Genomic DNA, 19905 nt, shown 5'->3' on the forward strand with positions numbered 1-19905 from the left:
ATATATCAAACAAATGTTCGCATGTGAAGGATTTGCTGAGGCAACTTGATATTCAAATAATATTTTTCGCCTGCTGATAATGGTTGGAGGTGAAGTAACTAGGGTAATTGTTTTCCGCCGCATCGATAACGCCCGTCTGCAAGGCGCTGAACACTTCGCCGTACGGCATCGGCGTCGCGTTGGCGCCAAGCGCGTTCATAAGATCGATATTGACCTTGTTCTGAATGACGCGTACCTTCTGTCCCTTCAGATCGGCGATGGAGTTGATCGGTTTGCGGGAGTAGAAATGGCGGGCTCCCGAGCTGTAGTACGCAAGTCCCTTCATGCGGGATGTCTCCAGGCTGTCCAGCAGCTTCGTGCCGTACTCGCCCTCAAGGAATTTCCACTGATGCTCTTCATTATCGAAAATATACGGCAGGCTGAATACCTCGTAATTTTTGTTGAAGCCGCCTAATGCCCCTGTGCTGACCCGCGTGAATTCGATTGCGCCCAGCTGCACCTGCTCGATAACCGCTTTTTCTTCCCCCAGCTGCGACGAGGGGAAGACGTCGATCTTAATGCGGCCTTCCGAACGCTGATTGACGAGCTCGGCGAACTTCTTGTCGCCGATCGTCGTCGGATAGTCGGCTGGATGCGTCTCGGCTAAACGGAACGTATATTTAGGCCCGTCCGCCTTTTTCTCTTGCCCGCCGGCCGCCCCCGTAGTTTCGCTCGTCCGGCTGCCGCATGCCGATAATACGACTCCGGCCAGCAGCACGAAACCCATGGATGTTGCCATTGTCTTTTTCATTGAACCCATCGCCCCTAAAAGTAAAGTTTGGAATGATTACTTAAACTTGTTCGGAAGCCACATGACCAGCTCCGGAATATAGGTGAGCACGAGCAGTACGATACACAGGACATAGAAGAACGGCATCATCGCCCGCGTGGCCTGCGATATCGACGTATTCCCGATCGCGGCTCCAACGAACAGAACCGTACCGACAGGCGGCGTCAGCAAGCCGATGCCCAGGTTCAGCATCATAATAATCCCGAAGTGCACCGGATCGACCCCGATCGCCGTCACTACGGGAAGCAGGATCGGCGTCATAATCATGATGAGCGGAGCCATATCCATCGGGGCCCCCAAGAGCAGCAGCAAAATGTTGATAATCAGCAAAATTATGATCGGACTGTCCGATATCGAGAGCATCCACTCGGTCACCAGGGCCGGCACCTTAAGGAAGGCGAGCACATAGCCGAAGGAAGCCGAGGCTGCGATTAAGAACAGGACCATGGATACGGTGCGGAGCGTTCTTTTCAAGATGACCCCCATCCGCCGCAGCGGAATGTCCCGGTAGACGAGAAAGGTCAGAATGAACGCGTACAGACACGCGAGCGCGCCGCTTTCCGTTGCCGTAAACCAGCCGGTGAAGATGCCTCCCAGAATAATGACCGCCGTCATCATCGACAGCAATCCGTCGCGGATGATTTTCGGCACCTCGGACATCGGAACCGCTTCGCCTTTTTGATAGCCGCGCCTTACCGCGATGATATAGCTGGTGACCATCAGCGACAAGCAGAGAATAATGCCAGGTACAATGCCTGCGAGAAACAAGCTCGTAATCGAGATGCCGCCGCCGGCTGCCAGCGAATACAGCACGAGATTGTGGCTGGGCGGAACGACGACGCCTTGAATGGAAGCGGATACCGTTACGCCGACGGTATAATCGGTATCATAGCCTTTTTTCTTCATCATCGGAATCATAACCGACCCGATCGAGGATACGTCGGCCACCGCGGAGCCCGATATGTTCCCGAAGAACATGCAAGCCACACAGTTGACCATGGCCAGCCCCCCGCGAATCGCTCCCACGATGACCTGCGCCATATTGATGAGCCGCAGCGCCATCCGGCCCTCGCTCATGATTTGACCGGCCAGAATGAAGAACGGAATCGTAAGGAGCGAATAAGAATTCATCCCTTGAATCATCGTCTGGCCTACGGTCGCGAGCGGCACCTTCAAGTATAGAAGCGTCAAGATGGATGAGCCTGCCAGCGAGAGCGAAATGGGAAAGCGAAGCAGGACAAGCAGTACAAAGCTGATCGATAAGATCCAAATTGCGGTGGAAGTATCCATCATTCGTGTCCGCCTCCGATATCTCCGTGTCTGGACGTGTTGATGCCGAACAGCTGCAGCAGCGCATACACGCAGGTCATCAGTCCGGTGAGCGGCATTACGGCATACAAAATACTGTTGGGTAATCCGGTTGCCGGAAGCTCCGATTCATTCATCATTTTTGTGAAATCCCATCCGTAATACATTAAATATCCGCCGAAAGCGATGATGCTTACCGCGATCACTTTATCAAGCAACCAATTGAATTGCTGCGGCAGCTTGCTTGTAAAGGAATCGATACCCAGATGAAGCTTCTCCCGGAATCCGATCGCTATGCCCATGAATGCGAACCATACGAGCAGAAGCAGCGTAATCTCCTCGGACCAGAACAGTACGAAGTGAAACAGCTTCCGGGTCAATACCTGCAGCGTAACGATGAGAATCATCGACAGCAATCCGATGAGCGCCACGTTCTCAAAGAACCGGTCGATCGCGAGTAATGCTCGTTTGACTTGCTGCAATGCGGCCCCTCCTTTTGGTCATTGTATTCAACCGGTTATGCCGTTATTATAGCGCTTACATTTGAACGGACGTAACGCCAGCCCTTTTAGTTTTTTTTGTAGTTTTTTTAGGTATCACTATCAGATGCCATATAAAAAAAACCGAAGGCGCCTTCGCTTCGCACGGACAGCGGGACCTTCGGGTTATGTGGGTACTATTTTTTATCCAATGCTTTTCGCATAGCAGCGGCTCGACGGGCAATCTACGTATTCTCCGTAGCTCGGGATCGGCGCAAAGCCATGCTTCACGTAAAGCGCAATCGCCTCAGGCTGCTCTTCACCGGTCTCCAGCAGCAGCTCCTTAAAGCCGCGTTCAATGGAACGAGCTTCCAAGTATTCCAGCATACGCGATGCGATGCCCCGTTTGCGGAATGCCGGATCGACGAAAAAGCGCTTCAGCTCGGCTTGCTCGCCGTTCAGCGGCCGGATGGCGCTGCAGCCGACAGCCTGTCCGCTAATGAAGGTAACGATAAACGTAACCTCATCCATCTCCGGAGCATCCAAATCTAGCGTAAAAATTTCTTCAACCGGATACCGCTGCTGCAAGTCCTCGTCCAGCTTGGCGATCAAGCTGCGAAGATCGGCGTTCGTTGCCGCCACCTCGCGAATGATGAGATCATCCCATGACGGTTTATTCATGAATGGCCTCCCACAATTTACTCGACATATGATGCGGCCCCGTTTCCGGCTGCGCCTTACGCAGCGCCGCCTCTCCCCGCAGCCGCTCGTTCTCCGCGAGCAGCGCCGCAAAATCGGCCGCCAGCTGCTCATAGCTCTCGATCATGTGCAGCAGCTCTTCACGTTCATAACCGGCATCGGCAAACAACTGCCGAAGCGCTTCCCGCCACACTAGCGGACTTCCTTTTCCCGACACAATAGCATCCCCTTTCCCGTTAAGCGTCGCCGAACCGGATTTGCACAGCCGGCAGCGGCGCACCGTGCAGCTCGTGCGGATACCCAAGCGAACCGTTCACGAACCGGCAGCCATGCCGCACATAATCATCCCGGCGATGAACATGTCCGTAGCACCACAGCTTCCCTTCGGCATGCTTCCGGTACGGCTCCGCGTCAAAATAATAATAACTCGTCGAACGCTCCAGCTCCCGTCCTTCCGGCACGCGGCTCCAATCCGGAGCCACGTGCGTGACGATAACGTCGGCTCTCTCCACGATCCGTCCCAGCTTCCGCTTCTCTTCCCGGATCAGCTCCTCGAGCCACCCGGCCGGCCCGGCAATAAAGCGGGAATCGTTCGAGTGCTGTTTCCAATGATCGTAAATGCGCGCATAATGGCCGCCCAATATTTGAATGCCGTATTGAAAATCGTACCACATCGTACAGCCGCCGTAGGTGACCCCGTCCACCTTCACGCAGCTGCCGTCCAGGAAATGGACGTTCGGTATGCGCTGCAGCATTCGGCGCAGCTCGTCCACCCGGAGCGCGGACCGGTACTTATATTTGTGACGCTCCGCCGGCGTTTGCAAATAATAATCGTGATTGCCTGCCACGACGAGCACATGCCGGTACACTTCAGCCAGCTTGCGCAACAGCGTTACGTTTTGTTTATTGATATGTCCGACATCCCCGGCAACGACAAGCACCTGCGAAGGAATGTCCGGTACGACGGCCTTCAACAGCCGATGCAGCTGCTGCGCGGAGAAGATCGGATTCCACGACGGCCGCACCCAGAAGTCCACATGGAGATCGGAAATCAGGTCAAAGCTTGGCATGCGTTCACCCCCGGCTAGACGTCTCGATGTCGATATGGATAGATTACCATAGGTTGCAACATGGAAAAAGATGCATTTCCACCCGACCTACAGATCCGCCTCACTTCCCCGCTCCGCCCGCATGCGGGGCATCGCCGCCCAGCGCACCCACGCCCAAGTGACCAGTAGGCCTACAGCCGTAATCCAGTACGGCAGCAGCGTATTCCTCGATTGCAGCACAATGCCTCCGACGTAGGCGGCCAGCGCGCCTCCCCCGGCGCGAAATACGCTGCGCAGCGCGGCGAACCGGTTGCGTTCCGCTTCGGGCACAGCCGACATCGTCTCGCTTTCAATCATGTTGTTCAACAGCGTAAAACAGCCTCCGCGCACAACCAGCACGGCGGCAAACCAATAAGCCCCGAGCGGGATACCGAGCGCGAACGAAAATAGGACATTCAGCGCGAACACTGCATCGAACGCTTTGGCAGGTCCCAGCCTTTCCAGCAGCATCGGCATCAGCAGCGACCCGATGAACAGCGCGAAGCCGTTCGCACTCAGCAGCAGCGACACTTGCTCATCCGACCATCCGTACCGGTATTGCACGATGACATTCGCATAAGGACCGGCAATATTGAAGCTGAAGCTGAATAAAAAGACGGAGCCCGATAAAATGAGCAGCTTGACCGGGGATGAACGTCGGAGCGGCGGATTGGCGGACACGTATGTCGACCGTTCCGGCGGCGGCCGTTTGGCCGGCTTGTCGACCGGAAGCAGAATAGCGCGCAGAACGGCTCCTGCCGCTATGCAGGCTGCTCCCAAATAAAACGTGTTTTGATACAATGTCGTCATCCCGCCCAGCAGACCGGGCAAATAGCCGCCGAGCAGCGTACCGACGCCGGTGAACAAAGTGAATACCGCGAAGAGCATGGAATACGCAAGCGTCTCTTGTTTTTTCTCCGAACAATACTGAAAGAGCAGCTGGATTTCGCTTGTGACGAGAAACGTCAGTCCGACCGACCACGTCAGCATCGCAAGGAGCATATGCAGCTGCGTGAAGCCGAGGCCGAAGCCTGCGGTCGCGGCGCCCATCAGCAGCATGCCGGCCGTGAGCATCCGTTTGCGTCCGAGCCGGGTAACGAGCATGCCGGCGGGCAGTCCGACAAGCCCGGCCGCGAGCGTGCCTGCGGATGTAATCATCCCGATCTGCTGCGGATCGATGTGCAGGGCAAGCATGTGGAGATTTTGAATCATTGTGAGAATGCCGATCCCGATACCGAGCAGCATCTCGGTACCGATAAAGCGAAGAACGCCATCCGGCAGCGCAAGTACCGCGCGAAACGTTGACATTTGTTGTGCCGGTTCCCCCTTCGTTGTCGCGGTCCCAATTAATAGTCCTGTGGTCAATTAGTCCGCATGTCCATATGCTACTCCCGATGGATATTATTTGCAATATGCACTGGCTATTCTGCGCTAAAACTGGGACAATAGAAGGCATAATTCCATATGGGAAGGTGACCCTCCTATGCAGCTCATCGATCGAAAACGGCTGGAGACGGCACTCTCCAGCTTTGCCGGCGCTACCGTCTTCACCCATATCGAGGTAACTCCAGGCGGCTTTGCCCGCAACATCCCGGTCCATATTATTGAAACCTATCTTCACGGAGAAGGCCCTTATCGTGCGGCGCTCAGGCTGGAGGAGCAAGGCTGGATTCGCGTGGAAGGCTTGACCCACATGGTACTGGACGAGAACGGACGGCTGCTGCTCGCCGGACACGACGCCGAGGGCAAGCTGACAACGGCTCTCGAGCTGTCCCGCACTCGTTTTGATTAGAAAGGAGACCTGCCAGATGACCTCATCAACGCTGCGAATGCTGCTCGTCCTTGCCCATCCCGACGATGAAACGTTTATATTCGGCGGTACGATCGCGAAGTACGCCGAGCAAGGCGTCGAGATCTCCCTCGTCTGCGCAACGAAGGGAGAGATGGGACGGCGCATGGGCAATCCGCCGTTCGTAAACCGGGAAACGATGCCGCTGCTGCGCGAAGGCGAGCTGCGCGAGGCGTGCCGGCTGCTCGGCATTCGGGAGCTTCATTTTCTCGGCCTTCGGGACAAGCTTGTAGAGTGCGAACCGGTCGACCGTCTCGCCGGTACGGTTGCCGCCCATATTCACCGTCACCGGCCCCACATCGTCCTGACCTTCCATGAGAGAATCGGCGGCCATCCGGACCATTGCGCCATCGGACGGGCGACCCGAGTCGCTTGCGAATCGCTGCGCGTCGTCTACCCCGAGCTGCGGCTCTACTATATTTCGTTCGGCGAAGCGATGAAGCGACCGGAGCGATACGGCTTCTGTAGAGAGCAAGTTACGAGAATCGACATCAGCGCTTACCGGAAAGCGAAAATGCTGGCGTTCCGGGCCCACCGTTCCCAAACCGAGCTGGACCGCGGACTGTGGGGCCCGGACGAGGAAGTAGCCCGGCAATTCGGGACAACGGAATACTTTATTCAGGCCGAACCTCCGTTCTCCCCCGGCGAAAACGACTTGTTTTCAGGATTTCGATGAAAAAAGTTTCAAACTGTGATGTGATTCCTATTTATCCTCGCCGCAACGTCCTATAATGAAATTATCTTCTTAGCCGATTGCAGGTGAGCTCATGATGACAGATGACTTGATGTATCCAAAAGACTCGCGGCTCAAAGAGACGGACGAGCGATATCGATCCTTGTTTGAATACAATCCTAATGCCATATTTATCCTTGACCGGGAAGGCGTTTGCCAAGCATACAATCCGGCTGCAGCGCTGCTCTTGGGCGGCTGTACGCCGGACATGCAGGATCAGCCCCTGGCGGCATGGTTGAAATCGGAGGAAGCTTCCGTATTCGCCGAAGCATGCATCCGCACTTGGGAAACAGGCGAAACTGCGCATGTAGAGACGACGCTGCTCCTTCGCGGCTCGAGACGCATCGATGTTACGATTACGCTGCTGCCAAGCCTCGTGCAAGGACATATCGACAGCCTGTTTTGCATCGTTCAGGACATTACGCAGCGCAAGAGCGACGAGATGACGATTAACCATCTCGCATATCACGACAGCTTGACCGGACTTCCGAACCGTCGTTTGCTGCAGGATCGGCTGACTGCCATGCTCTCCCCATCTTCTGTTGCACGTCCGGGCGCAGCGGCAAGCTTCGCGATCATGCTGCTCGACCTGGACGGCTTCAAAAACGTCAACGATACGCTAGGTCACTTGATCGGCGATGAAACGATCCGCTATGCCTCCATGCGATTGGAAAACTGCGTAAGGGATCTCGACCTGGTCGCCCGCATCGGCGGCGACGAATTCGTCGTGCTTCTCTCCTCCATCGATACGCCGAAGCAGGTGGCCGAGATTGCCGAACGCATGATCGGCGAGCTGTCGAAGCCGTTCTTCGTCCACGGCCATTCCGTCACCTTATCGGCCAGCGTCGGTATCGCGATGTATCCCGACGACGGCGATTGTCCGGATTCGCTGCTGAGGCTCGCCGACAAGGCGATGTACCGTGTCAAAGAACGCGGCAAGAACGATTACGCATTCGCCTATGGAGAACATCAGACGATCGCTTACAACAGCTTAGCGGGGATGCGCGATGCGCTTGCCGCAGGACAGTTCCTCCTGCATTACCAGCCGCTGATGGATACGCAGCTTGACCGTCCGGTCGGCTTTGAAGCGCTGCCGCGGTGGCGGCCGGACGGCGGAAGGCTGCTGCTGCCCGATCAATTTATTTCCATCGCCGAAGCGAACGGGTTCATCGAACCGTTGACCGACTGGGTGCTGCGTTCCGGCTGTGCCCAAATCCATGAATGGAACTCTGCATGGAACGCGGCCCTGCGCCTGCACGTAAACGTCTCGATTCGCCAGCTCGGCCGCAGCCGAACGGCGAACCGGCTGCTAAACGTCTTGGAAGAGGAGTCCTTTCCCCCGTCTTTGCTTACGCTGGAAATCAACGAAACCGACCTCCTGCACGATCTGGAGCAAGCCGCCCGGCTGCTGCAGGAGCTGTACGAAGCGGGCGTGCGGATTGCGGTCGACGACTTCGGCTCCGGTTATTCGCCGTTTGGCTTTCTCCGCCGCTATCCGGTGCATTCGATCAAGCTGGATCCTTGCTTGATCCGGAACATCGGCAGTGTCAGGGATTCACAGCTCGTCACGGCGATCACCCGGCTGGCGGAGCAGCTCGAGCTGGATGTCGTCGCCGAAGGCGTGGAGACGGCGGAGCAGCGGAAGGCGCTGCCCGGGCTCGGCTGCCGGATCATGCAGGGGTACCTGTTCGGCATGCCGAAGCAAGCGGAGTCGATATCGGACGAATACGGTGCTATATGAAACAATCCCGGTTTCACCTGAGACGTTGAACTGTCCGGCTGGTGAACCCGGGATTTTTGTTATTGTGTGGATGAAACGTTAGCTGCGCGGCTTGGCGCGATTCGTCGGCGTCGCTTGCAGCGGATCGTCAGGCCAATAATGCTTCGGATACCGCCCCTTTAGATCTTTTTTCACCTCGAAATACGTCGAACGCCAGAACGAAGCGAGGTCCTTCGTCACCTGTACCGGCCGCTGAGCCGGCGACAGCAGGTGCAGCGTCAGCGGCACTCGCCCGCCTGCAATGCGCGGCGTCTCCGTCCAGCCGAACACCTCTTGCAGCCGTACGGCAAGCGTCGGCTGCTCCGGATCGCCGTAATCGACCGGAATCCGCGACCCGCTAGGCACCGTAATGTGCGTCGGCGCTTCCCGTTCCAGCCGGGAGCGCTGCTCCCAGCTTAATCCCGCCTCAAGTACTGCCGTCATGGAAAGGCGCTGCAGGTCGGAGCGTCCGCGCATGCCGCCGACATGCGGGCCGAGCCAGTCGTCGAGCGCTGCCAGCAAGCCCTCCTCCGACATATCCGGCCATGAATCCGGATCGTTGCGATGCAGGAAGCCGATTCGCTCCTTTAGCTGCTCGGATGCCTTCGACCATGGAAGTATCGTTAAGCCTGCGCTGCGAATGCCGCTTAGCAATGCCGCGCGCAGCTCATCCTCAGGCGGCTTGTCCCAGATCGCTTCCTTGAGCGTAAGCACGCCGAGCTTCCGTTTTATTCGCGCCAGCACCTGCTGCCGTTCGCCGTCCCATTCGAACGAGGCTTCTTGGACGATGCGATCCGGCATCGCCCGCTCCAGTTCAGGGAGGCTGACCGGCGCGGCGAGCCAGATCCGGCTCTCGGTGCCGCCGTCGTCCACATCGGCGGCGACGATATACGGCGCTGCGGCGAGCCGCTGATCGCCGCCCAGCGCGGCGCCCCGCCCGCCGCTCAGCAGGAACTTGCCGCCGCCGCGCGCTTGCCCGACCCGGTCCGGGTAAGCGAAGGCGAGCAGCATCCCGGCTTCGTCCGGGATGCCTCTCGCGCCGGCGGGGATGCCGAGCATCCGCCGCCAGGCGCCCGCTTCGGCGGCGGCGCGGCTCGCCGCCGCCGGGTCCGCGCCGGCGGTCCGGGCGTCTGCGCCGGCCGCCAGGGCGTGCAGCGCCTCCACGCGGAGGCGCATATCCGCGTCGGCGCCGCCGGGGGCGCCGCGCAGCAGGTCCCGCTCGCCGAGCAGAGCGGCGAGCTCGCAGGCCAGCGCGCCGCGCCCGAGCTCAGCGCCGCGCAGCAGCATGTGCGCGAGCCGTGGCGCTGCGCCCAGCTCGGCCATACGCCGGCCGTGGGCGGTCACCGTCCCGGCCGCGTCCAGCGCGCCGAGCTCCGCCAGCAGCTCGCGCGCCTGCTCGTACGCCGCCGCCGGCGGCGGCGTGAGCCAAGCGAGCTCGGCCGGATCGCGAACGCCCCACACGGCCAGCTCGAGCGCGAGCGAGCTCAGGTCGGCCTCCAGCACTTCCGGCTTGCCGTGCGCCGGCAGCCGCCGCTCCTCCTCCTCGCTCCAAAGCCGATAGCAGACGCCCGGTCCGAGACGTCCGGCGCGGCCGCGCCGCTGATCCGCCGAAGACAGCGGCACAGGCACCGTCTCAAGCCGCGTCATCCCGCTCCGCGGCGAGAACCGCGACACGCGCGCAAGACCGCTGTCCACGACGATGCGAACCCCTTCGACCGTCAAGCTCGTCTCGGCGATCGCCGTGGCCAGCACGACCTTGCGCGTGCCGTCTGCCGCAGGCTGCAGCGCCCGATCCTGCGCCTCCTGCGGCATCGCTCCGTACAGCGCCGCCAATCGTACCCGGCCGCCGCCCGGAGCCGATCCTGCGCTGAGCGCTTGGCCGAGCAGCGCCTCCGTACGCCGAATTTCTCCCGCTCCGGGCAGAAACACCAGCACATCGCCTTCCGTCTCGTCCCGCAGCGCCTCCAGGACAACCGCGGCGACCGCTTGTTCGATCCCCCGGCCGAGCGGATGCTGCGCAGCCGTCACCGCCGCCGTCTGAACCGGCCGATACCGCATCTCTACCGGATACGTCCTCCCCCTGCTGCGGACGACGGGCACGCCGCCCATCAGACCGGAGACCGGTTCCGCGTCCAACGTCGCCGACATGACGAGCAGCCGCAAATCCTCGCGGATCAGGCTCTGGGCCTGCAAGCAAAGCGCCAGCCCGAGATCCGCCTGCAGACTGCGCTCATGAAACTCGTCAAAAATAACCGCACCGATACCGTCCAGCGACGGATCGCTCTGCAGCATGCGCGTCAATACGCCTTCCGTGATGACCTCGATGCGCGTCGCCGCGCTGACCTTCGTTTCGCCTCTCACCCGGTAGCCGACGGCAGCCCCGACCGGCTCGCCGAGCGAGCGGGCCATATAGGCGGCCGCCGAACGGGCGGCCAGCCGGCGCGGCTCCAGCATAACGACGCGCTTACCCTGCAGCCAGTCCTCCTCCAGCAGAGCGAGCGGTACACGCGTCGTCTTTCCCGCACCCGGCTCGGCCACCAGCACCGCACCGGTTTGTTCTCTCAAGCATTGCCGCAGCTCCGGCAGCACCTCGTCGATCGGCAATGTCACCCCCGTCATCCGACGTCCACTCCCCTTCTCCCCACTTCTGTCCTCCGCTACAATTTGCTACAATAGATCAACAGTATGACATATTCTTGGCAACCCCGTATACAAAGGAGACCGCAAACGATGATCCGCTGCCGCTTTGCGCCCACACCGTCCGGACAGCTTCATCTGGGCAACGCCCGCACCGCTCTGCTCGCCTGGCTAGACGCCCGCAGCCGCGGCGGTACGATCGTCCTGCGCATCGAAGACATCGACAAGCAGCGTTCCCGCCCCCAGCATCAAGCATCCATTATGCAAGACCTGCAATGGCTCGGTCTGGACTGGGACGAAGGACCCGACAAGGGCGGCCCATACGCCCCATATATTCAGAGCGAGCGCGAACAGCTGTATGCCGAAGCGTTAGCTCAGCTGCAAGCCGCCGGCAAGCTGTATCCTTGCTACTGCAGCCGCGCCGAGCTATTGACTATGGCCAATGCTCCGCACGGATTGACGTCCGAAGGCCCGATATACCCCGGCACATGCAGAAAGCTGACCGCAGCCGAGCGCTTAGAGCGTGAACGGCACAAGCAGCCTTCCATGCGTTTCCATATGCATACAGCAGCCGACGAGAAAACGTTCGCCTTCGAAGACCGCGTCGCCGGCATGCAGCGCTTCCCTAACGGCGGCGATTTTGTCGTCCTTCGGGCCGACGGCATGTTCAGCTATCAGCTCGCGGTCGTTGTCGACGATGCCGCAATGGGCATCACCGATGTGCTGCGGGGCGCCGACCTGCTCGACTCCACGCCGCGCCAGCTCGCCTTGTTCGTCGCGCTCGGACTCCCGGCGCCGCAGTACGCTCACGTGCCGCTGCTGCTCGATGCGGACGGCAGCCGTCTGGCCAAACGGCACCGTGCACTGAGCCTCGCCGAGCTGCGAGCACAAGGCGCATCGCCCGAGCGGATCATCGGCGTGCTCGCTTGCCTGAGCGGCCTGCTCGATCGCCCTGAGCCGGTACAAGCTCACGAGCTGGTCCGAGAATTCTCTATCAGCCGCGTGCCTCGCGAGCCGGCAAGACTTCAAGCGGAATATATCGGCTTTATGCTCTCCTAATCGCGCAATACTACAGGGCGTACCCACCGCTCATTAATGTACGCGAACATAGTTCCCCGCTTATCGACGAAGCTGCTTCGCATCATTTCTGCAGCCGAACAAAAAAACTCCCGTCGCCGGGAGTTTTTCGTCTTTTATTCGCAGCTCGCCGGCGCCGACACCGTTCCGGCTTCCACATTGATTTTATCCGCAACTTGATCGCGAATAACCGTAACGACCAGCTGCAGCAAGTAATTGATATCCTGCTGCGTCTGCTTAAACTCGCTGACGACCGGAATGCCGTCGAGCTCATCCTGCAGCGCTTCGATCTCCGATTCAATCTTCGCGACCATATCGGGATTTTTGAACGTCGTCTCGAACGCGACGATCTCTTTTTGTTTTTTCTTAATGGCACTAATTAATCCTTGCACCCGCTCGTTTTGCTGAATCAGCTTCTCCGCCTTCTGGTACTGCTGTACTTCAGCGGACTCCGAGATCAGTGCCGCCAATTCTTTCGCCTTCTGAAGCACATCCTCGCGGACGATCATTTCCGTATTCGAGTACGTCTCCATGACCCCGTTCGCCGCAAACTTTCGCAGCAGCTCTTCCTTCTCCGACATTCCTGCACACTCCTTCTGCTATTCCGATCCGTCAAACCGACAGCTGCAGCGGCTCTTCCACGAGCTCGCCCTTCAGCGTCCATGTGTTTGCCTCGGTTACGCGTACAAACGCCATTTTTCCTTCCAAGCTCTTCGGCCCGGCAAAATGCACCAGCTTATTCGTCCGGGTCCGGCCGGCCAGCACATCCGGGTTCGTCTTGCTCTCGCCCTCGACCAGCACCTCGACAACTTCGCCCTTCAGCTTCAGATTCGAAGCGCGAGCCGAAATCATCAGCTCATCGTTGAGCCGCTGCAGGCGCCGTTTCTTGACGTCCATCGGCACGTTGTCTTCCATCGCGGCGGCCGGCGTCCCGTCCCGCGGCGAATAGATGAACGTAAACGCGTTATCGTAGCCAACCTCTCGGACGAGCGACAGCGTCTCCTCAAACTGCTCCTCCGTCTCGTTCGGGAAGCCGACGATGATGTCCGTCGTCATCACGACGTTAGGAATCGCCGCCTTCAGCTTCCCGACCAGCTCCAAATACTGCTCGCGCGTATATTTGCGGCTCATCAGCTTCAGTACCTCGGTCGAGCCCGACTGCACCGGCAGGTGAATATGCTCGACCAGATTGCCGCCTTTCGCCAGTACTTCGATCAGATGATCGTCGAAATCGCGAGGGTGCGATGTCGTAAAGCGGATACGCGGAATGTCGATTTTGCGGATATCGTCCATCAGATCGCCGAACAAATAGTTGATATCGTCAAAATCTTTCCCATATGCATTCACGTTCTGTCCCAGCAGCGTAATCTCCTGCACGCCTTGACGAGCGAGGTCGCGCACCTCCGCCAGCACGTCCTGCGGACGGCGGCTGCGCTCCTTGCCGCGCGTATACGGCACGATGCAGTACGTGCAGAACTTGTCGCAGCCGTACATGATGTTGACCCACGCCTTCATACCCGAGCGTTTGCGCGGCAAGTTTTCAATGATGTCGCCTTCCTTGGACCACACCTCGACAACCGATTCCTTACTGAACGAAGCGTCACGAAGCAGGATCGGCAGGCGGTGAATATTGTGCGTGCCGAAGATCAGATCGACGAAGGCATGCTTCTGCATAATCCGATTGACGACCGCTTCTTCCTGCGACATACAGCCGCAAACGCCAAGCACAAGTCCCGGGTTGCGCGTCTTCAGATGCTTCAGATGTCCGAGCTCGCCAAACACCTTATCTTCCGCATTTTCACGGATAGCGCAAGTGTTGAGCAGGATGACGTCGGCCTCTTCCTTGTCCTCCGTCTCGGTGTAGCCCATCTGCTCAAGCAGACCCTTCATCGTCTCTGTATCGTTCTCGTTCATTTGGCAGCCGTAAGTGCGGATCATATACGACTTCCCGGCCCCGAACAGCTTCAGCTCCTCCGGGATCGCAAAATCATACAGCACCGCGATTTCTTCCTTGCCGCGCTTCTTAGCGTCCTTCAAGGACGGTGGTTGAAAATATATCGAATAATCCTTGTCGGATTTCGTCTCTTTCGTCATTTCGAGGTCACCCCTTTATAAAAGCCTAATCTCATAACCTCGATTATAGCATGATTCGGGAGACCGATTCAAAAGGAAATCCGTTTCACCTCTATGATTAATGTCATTAATCTTCTAAAATCTCCGCCATTTCGCCTGTTTTCACGCCTGCCGCATTTCCTTCATCGGTATCAATGTGCATATCCAGCGCATATTGCTCCGACACCCTTGCAATCACATCCTCGAAGATCAGCGGCCGCTCACCGTTCACTCTGACCCGCAGCCTTTGTTTGTCCGTAATCCCCCACTTGGCCGCATCTTCCGTATGGAAATGAATATGCCGGGCCGCCACGATCACGCCTTCCTGCAGCTCGACCTCTCCTGCCGGACCGCGTACGATAAGCCCCGGCGTGCCGGCGATGTTGCCGGATTCCCGTACCGGCGGATTGACGCCTAACGCGAAAGCGTCCGTACGGGACACTTCAATTTGCGTTTTGCCGCGCGCAGGGCCCAAGATGCGAACCTTGTCGAATTTCCCCTTAGGCCCGATGATGGCCACCTGCTCTTCGGCGGCGAACTGCCCGGGCTGCGACAACGGCTTCAGCTCCTTCAGCTGGTAACCGGTTCCGAACAGCACCTCAATATGCTCAGGGGACAGGTGGATGTGACGCGCAGAAATTCCGATCGGCACTTGCTTCATATGTATCGCCTCTTTCGACAGTGATAATTACCCCTCAGTTTCCCCGCATACAGAAGGAGCATACGGACCTACGTCCGCATGCTCCATGTTCATGCTATGAGATTACTTGAATTCAGCCACAAGCTTCTCGAATTCCGCTTCGGTCAGCTGGATATTTTGCTTCGCGAGGCCTTCTTCTTTGAAGCCGTACACGAGATCCTCGTAGCTCTTCTTCGTTTTATCCTGATAGATGATGCCGGTCAGCATGCCGTTCGTTTCCATCAGCTTCGTCATCGCCATCACGCGGTTCGTCGGATCGTAGTCCGGAATTTCTTCCAGATCGACGACATTTTCCTTGAACCAGTCGTATGTGTTGATTTTGTTGAAGGTAACGCAAGGGCTGAATACGTTGATGAAGGAGAAGCCTTTGTGTTGAAGGCCCGCTTCAATCACAGCCGTCAGCTGCTTCAGGTTGCTGGAGAACGATTGAGCTACGAACGTAGCGCCGGAAGCGAGCGCCATCTCGATCGGCGACAGCGCCGATTCGATCGAGCCCTGCGGCGTCGACTTCGTCTTGAAGCCTTCCGCCGAACGCGGCGACGTTTGGCCCTTCGTCAGACCGTAAATTTGGTTGTCCATAACGATGTACGTCATGTCGATGTTGCGGCGGATCGCATGAACCGTATGTCCCATCCCGATTGCGAAGCCGTCGCCGTCACCACCGGAAGCGATGACCGTCAGCTCGCGGTTCGCCATCTTGAGGCCTTGTGCGATTGGGAGCGAGCGGCCGTGTACGCCGTGGAAGCCGTAGCAGTTAATGTAGCCGGAAATACGGCCCGAGCAGCCGATACCCGATACGATAGCCAGGTTCTCAGGTTCCAGGCCGACGTTCGCCGCTGCGCGCTGGATCGAAGCTTGCACCGAGAAGTCGCCGCAGCCCGGGCACCAGTTCGGTTTCACATTGTTGCGGAAGTCTTTTAATGTTGCCATACCAGCGTCAGCTCCTTGCATTCTTTATAGATTTCCGAAGGTAAGAACGGATTGCCGTTATATTTGAGCACGGAGCGGATTTTGTCCGCTTGGCCTACGTTCAGTTTGATCAGCTGAGTCAGCTGGCCGGTTGCGTTGTATTCCACAACGACAACCTGCTTTGCCTTATCCATGTATGGCTTCAGCTCTTCTGTCGGGAACGGATGCAGCTGGCGGACGGTTGCGCGGTTCGTCTTAATGCCGTCCTTCTCCAGGCGGCCGCGCCCTTCGTCGATTGTACCGCCGGTCGAGCTCATGTTGATAATGAGCAGATCCGGGTTGTCATGCTTCGCATCGACCAGAATCGGGTTGCGGATCTTAATGTGCTTCATTTTCTCCATCCGCTTATCCATCATCTTCTGACGGTTAACAGGAGACTCGGACGGACGGCCGTCTTGATCGTGCTCGACGCCGGTCACGTGGTGCAGACCGTTCTTCATGCCGGGAATAACACGCGGCGATACGCCGTTCTCTGTAAACTCATAACGCTTGAACAGCTTGTTCTCTTCAAGCGGCGGTGCTTCCGTTACAAGCGCGCCGCGGTCGATGACGACTTGCTTGAAGTCGAGCAGCTCGGAAGACTGCTTGCCGAGCGACAGCTGCAGGTCCGTCAGCAGGATGACCGGGCACTGCCACTTCTCGGCCAGGTTGAACGCTTCGATCGTATCGTAGAAGCAATCCTCGATGGAGCTTGGCGCCAGAACGATCTTCGGAATTTCGCCGTGCGTACCGTAGATCATCGCGAGAACGTCGGATTGCTCGATTTTTGTCGGCAAGCCTGTCGAAGGACCGCCACGCTGCGTATCGACGATAACGACCGGCGTTTCCGTCATACCGGCCAGACCAATCGCTTCCATCATGAGCGACAGACCGGGACCTGCGGAGGCGGTAAGCGCGCGAACGCCGCCGTAGTTGGCACCGATAGCCATCGTGATTGCCGCGATTTCGTCTTCCGTCTGGATGACGGTTCCGCCGAACTTCGGCAGCACTTTAATCAAGTATTCCATAACCTCGGAAGCAGGCGTAATCGGGTAAGCCGGCATGAAGCGGCACCCTGCGGCAACGGCGCCAAGGCCGATCGCATCGTTACCGATCATAAACAGCTTCTGCTTGCCGTCGGCAGGCTCAAGCTGGAATTCCGGGATCGGACCGCCGGCCAGCTCGAGTACGAACTCGGCGCCGCGGCGTACCGCTTCGACGTTCTTCTCTACTACAGCAGGACCTTTGCGTCCGAACTCTTCTTCTACCGCTTTATTAAACACCTCAAGCGGCAAACCGAGCAATGCCCAGGATGCGCCGGAGGCGACCATGTTCTTGAACAGGGATGTGCCGAGCTCTTCTGCAATCGCCGTAATCGGCACCGGGAACAGACGGGCTTGAATGCCTTCCGGCATCGTCGGGTTGAATTTCGCGTCGGCGACAACGACACCGTTCGCGCGCAGTTCGTGTGCGTTCAAATCAATCGTTTCCTGGTCGAATGCCACCAGAATGTCCAGGTCGTCGGAAATGCCGCGGATCGGCTTCGTGCTGATCCGGATCTTGTTGTTGGTGTGCCCGCCCTTAATCCGCGAGGAGAAATGACGGTAGCCGTACAAGTAGTACCCAAGGCGATTCAAGGCCGTAGAGAAAATCCGGTCGGTACTCTCTACCCCTTCACCTTGTTGTCCCCCGATCTTCCAAGATAACTGACTAATCAACGTAGTCCACTCCTTTGATGGTCGCCGCTTCAGCGGCTGCGAGGTTCAATCGATACAAGCCTCAATCTCGTAATAATAAAATCTTAACAAGTGTCAACCAAATTCTATGCCTTTACTTGTTAAATTGCAAGAGGATGGGACATAGCGAAAACATAGAATTTTTAGATTGAATCCATATAAAATTGAGAACGGTTTGTGTTCGGCCTAGATTGCAACTGTCAAGCTGTTATCTCCACTGCGGATCGGGATATGGGGGCTACGGCTTCGTTAGCCTCTTGTCCCATTTCATACTATAAATAAGGAGGGGACAAGAGGTTAAAAGCGCACGCTCCGCTCTCCGCCCCCCATAACCCATCCTCCGTTCCGACTAGAGACGACAGTAAAACCAGACCGAACGCAAACCGTTGAAGCGGGAAGCGGAATCGAATCGACCTTATTTACTAGTCGATTCTGTTGATGTGCATGTGCTGACACAGGATTGGCCGACGATTCTTGGAAACACCCCTGCCTGCATTCGGGGCTTTTGATAATTATGTCCCCTGAAACTTTACCGCACCTCGGGCGTCTGGCCTCATACTCTTAGATGCATGAGACCTAGAATTTGTACAGCGACAATAACTCGATAAGTCTGCATACATGCTTGCAAAAATGCAGGGAATTCGGTGTATGGACATCGAGTCTCTCTCAATGCCTGCAAATCTGCAGGGAAATGGAGCAGCTTCTGCCCAATCGACAGCCTAGCAGGCTTTTGTTCCAATAGGTCCGATATCGGCGATTTCGCTGCACAATTGCAGGCATTCGCTTATTAACGGCCGTTCTAGCCCTTGATAACTCTGCTCTTGCGAGAAGTCTTCGTTTGCCGGCCTCCATAAATCTTCGTGTGACCGTCAATAGCGGCTGATACGAGAATGATGGATCAGACCCTATAGCGCAGCGTCCTGGTGCATTTTCCGTCAGTCCGGCAAGTTCTCGCTCAAGAACCGAGTCCAGTTACCTTGGAGGAACAGCGCCGCGTCGTCGGGCTTATAGTGCTTGTAAAGCTCCTCTGCTATAGTTTCGTACTTTCCGGCGTTTTCTAAACCTTGAACCCATTGTTCAATGCCGTCAAAATCGGAGCCGAACGCGATGCTGCGAACCCCGCCCAGCGAGGCGATCCTGTCGATATGGCGAAGTATGTCAGCCGTACGCACGGGAGGCTCGGATTTGACGAAGTACGGGACGAAGGTAATGCCGATGAGGCCCCCGCTGCGGATCATATGCTCGATTTGCGGATCGGTCAAGTTGCGCGGATGCGGGCACAGCGCCTTGGCGTTGGAATGCGAAGCGATGAACGGGCGCGCGGAACGCTCGGCCAGCTCCCAGAAGCCGGTCTCGGATAAATGCGAAACATCAAGTATCATGCCGAGCCGGTCGCATTCTTCTATCAGCTTTCGCCCCCGAAGGGAAAATCCCCCTTTGCGGGGCTCAAGCACACCGTCCGCCGCCCAATTGCCGTAATTCCACGTTATGCCAACGGCACGCACCCCTAGGTACCAGCACGTTCGCAGGTTGAGCAGATCGCCGGCGAGCGCGTCGACTCCCTCCAGCGTCAATATCGTCCCAAGCCGATCGCCGGCGAGCACGGCCTTCAGTTCCGCCTTTGTACTCACTTGCTCCGTCACTCCGGCCTTTAGCACCTTCCGCCGGAACGTATCCACGTATTGCAGCACATCGCGCATACTTGGCCGAATGGAGCGCTCCGGTATGTATATCGCCATTAGCTGCACCTTCACTCCGCCGCGCCGAAGCCGTGCGTACCCGCTGTCGAGCTCGTCATTTTCCACATAGAAATCCAAATGCGAATGATGGACCAGCTTGTCAAGCACGTCGCAGTGACCGTCTATAATCGTTTTATCCAACCCGATCCTCCCTTCCATTTCCGGAAGCCGCAAAAAAACCTGTCTACACTGTAAACAGGCTTTGCTCCTCC

Annotated in this window: 18 protein-coding genes; 4 read left to right on the top strand and 14 right to left on the bottom strand. The window is 57.6% G+C overall.

All coding sequences use genetic code 11. The annotated features are described in order from the left end of the window. Positions 1-52 precede the first annotated feature (52 nt). The 7 genes from ACFFK0_RS24955 to ACFFK0_RS24985 all read right to left on the bottom strand — a co-directional run bounded on the left by ACFFK0_RS24955 (position 53) and on the right by ACFFK0_RS24985 (position 5711). Positions 53-790 (bottom strand): TRAP transporter substrate-binding protein, encoded by a 738-nt coding sequence (locus ACFFK0_RS24955; RefSeq protein WP_377473107.1) that lies wholly within the window; start codon positions 788-790, stop codon positions 53-55. 36 nt (positions 791-826) lie between these two features. Continuing rightward, entirely contained in the window at positions 827-2119 is a 1293-nt protein-coding gene (locus ACFFK0_RS24960; protein ID WP_377473158.1) for a TRAP transporter large permease, read from the bottom strand. Further along, positions 2119-2619, bottom strand: coding sequence for a TRAP transporter small permease (locus ACFFK0_RS24965; protein WP_377473108.1), 501 nt, complete (start codon positions 2617-2619; stop codon positions 2119-2121). Before ACFFK0_RS24965 ends, ACFFK0_RS24960 begins: the two co-directional genes overlap by 1 nt. A 201-nt stretch (positions 2620-2820) precedes the next feature. Further along, the gene (locus ACFFK0_RS24970) at positions 2821-3297 is read right to left on the bottom strand and encodes a GNAT family N-acetyltransferase (RefSeq protein ID WP_377473109.1); all 477 of its coding nucleotides are present in this window, start codon (positions 3295-3297) and stop codon (positions 2821-2823) included. Continuing rightward, positions 3290-3532 carry a hypothetical protein gene (locus ACFFK0_RS24975; RefSeq protein WP_377473110.1) on the bottom strand — a complete coding sequence of 81 codons (243 nt, stop codon included), beginning with the start codon at positions 3530-3532 and terminating at the stop codon, positions 3290-3292. Before ACFFK0_RS24975 ends, ACFFK0_RS24970 begins: the two co-directional genes overlap by 8 nt. 19 nt (positions 3533-3551) lie before the next feature. Continuing rightward, the gene (locus tag ACFFK0_RS24980) at positions 3552-4385 is read right to left on the bottom strand and encodes a metallophosphoesterase (RefSeq protein WP_377473111.1); all 834 of its coding nucleotides are present in this window, start codon (positions 4383-4385) and stop codon (positions 3552-3554) included. An 87-nt stretch (positions 4386-4472) separates the two neighbouring features. Continuing rightward, positions 4473-5711, bottom strand: coding sequence for an MFS transporter (locus tag ACFFK0_RS24985; protein WP_377473112.1), 1239 nt, complete (start codon positions 5709-5711; stop codon positions 4473-4475). 175 nt (positions 5712-5886) lie between these two features. On the opposite strand from ACFFK0_RS24985, the gene ACFFK0_RS24990 reads away from it, so the two are divergent. From ACFFK0_RS24990 to ACFFK0_RS25000, 3 genes are all read left to right on the top strand, one after another. Then, entirely contained in the window at positions 5887-6195 is a 309-nt protein-coding gene (locus ACFFK0_RS24990; protein ID WP_377473113.1) for a DUF1806 family protein, read from the top strand. A gap of 16 nt (positions 6196-6211) precedes the next feature. Further along, a complete protein-coding gene (locus tag ACFFK0_RS24995) occupies positions 6212-6928 on the top strand; it encodes a PIG-L family deacetylase (RefSeq protein ID WP_377473114.1) in 717 nt (238 codons plus the stop codon). A 91-nt stretch (positions 6929-7019) separates the two neighbouring features. Next, the gene (locus ACFFK0_RS25000) at positions 7020-8726 is read left to right on the top strand and encodes a sensor domain-containing protein (protein WP_377473115.1); all 1707 of its coding nucleotides are present in this window, start codon (positions 7020-7022) and stop codon (positions 8724-8726) included. Between the two features lie 78 nt (positions 8727-8804). On the opposite strand, the gene hrpB is transcribed toward ACFFK0_RS25000, so the two are convergent. After that, the gene (gene hrpB / locus ACFFK0_RS25005; protein ID WP_377473116.1) at positions 8805-11363 is read right to left on the bottom strand and encodes an ATP-dependent helicase HrpB; all 2559 of its coding nucleotides are present in this window, start codon (positions 11361-11363) and stop codon (positions 8805-8807) included. A 111-nt stretch (positions 11364-11474) separates the two neighbouring features. Between hrpB and gluQRS the strand changes: the two genes are divergently transcribed. Continuing rightward, positions 11475-12440: a tRNA glutamyl-Q(34) synthetase GluQRS gene (gluQRS, locus tag ACFFK0_RS25010; protein WP_377473117.1), complete on the top strand. Its 966-nt coding sequence runs from the start codon at positions 11475-11477 to the stop codon at positions 12438-12440. A gap of 134 nt (positions 12441-12574) precedes the next feature. Here the strand turns inward: gluQRS and ACFFK0_RS25015 are convergent, their stop codons facing one another. From ACFFK0_RS25015 to ACFFK0_RS25040, 6 genes are all read right to left on the bottom strand, one after another. Beyond that, entirely contained in the window at positions 12575-12991 is a 417-nt protein-coding gene (locus tag ACFFK0_RS25015; RefSeq protein ID WP_377473159.1) for a YlbF/YmcA family competence regulator, read from the bottom strand. A 79-nt stretch (positions 12992-13070) separates the two neighbouring features. After that, positions 13071-14552 (bottom strand): tRNA (N6-isopentenyl adenosine(37)-C2)-methylthiotransferase MiaB, encoded by a 1482-nt coding sequence (gene miaB / locus ACFFK0_RS25020; protein ID WP_377473118.1) that lies wholly within the window; start codon positions 14550-14552, stop codon positions 13071-13073. Positions 14553-14658: 106 nt separating this feature from the next. Then, positions 14659-15231 (bottom strand): phosphate propanoyltransferase, encoded by a 573-nt coding sequence (gene pduL, locus ACFFK0_RS25025; protein ID WP_377473119.1) that lies wholly within the window; start codon positions 15229-15231, stop codon positions 14659-14661. Between the two features lie 102 nt (positions 15232-15333). After that, a complete protein-coding gene (locus ACFFK0_RS25030; RefSeq protein ID WP_377473120.1) occupies positions 15334-16200 on the bottom strand; it encodes a 2-oxoacid:ferredoxin oxidoreductase subunit beta in 867 nt (288 codons plus the stop codon). Beyond that, positions 16188-17936 (bottom strand): 2-oxoacid:acceptor oxidoreductase subunit alpha, encoded by a 1749-nt coding sequence (locus ACFFK0_RS25035; protein WP_377473121.1) that lies wholly within the window; start codon positions 17934-17936, stop codon positions 16188-16190. The genes ACFFK0_RS25030 and ACFFK0_RS25035 overlap by 13 nt, the downstream gene beginning before the upstream one ends. Positions 17937-18889: 953 nt before the next feature. Next, positions 18890-19834, bottom strand: a complete 945-nt coding sequence (locus ACFFK0_RS25040) for a dipeptidase (RefSeq protein ID WP_377473122.1) — start codon at positions 19832-19834, stop codon at positions 18890-18892. Positions 19835-19905: the final 71 nt, after the last annotated feature.

The organism is Paenibacillus chartarius (assembly GCF_042432825.1).
GTDB lineage: Bacteria > Bacillota > Bacilli > Paenibacillales > NBRC-103111 > Gordoniibacillus > Gordoniibacillus chartarius.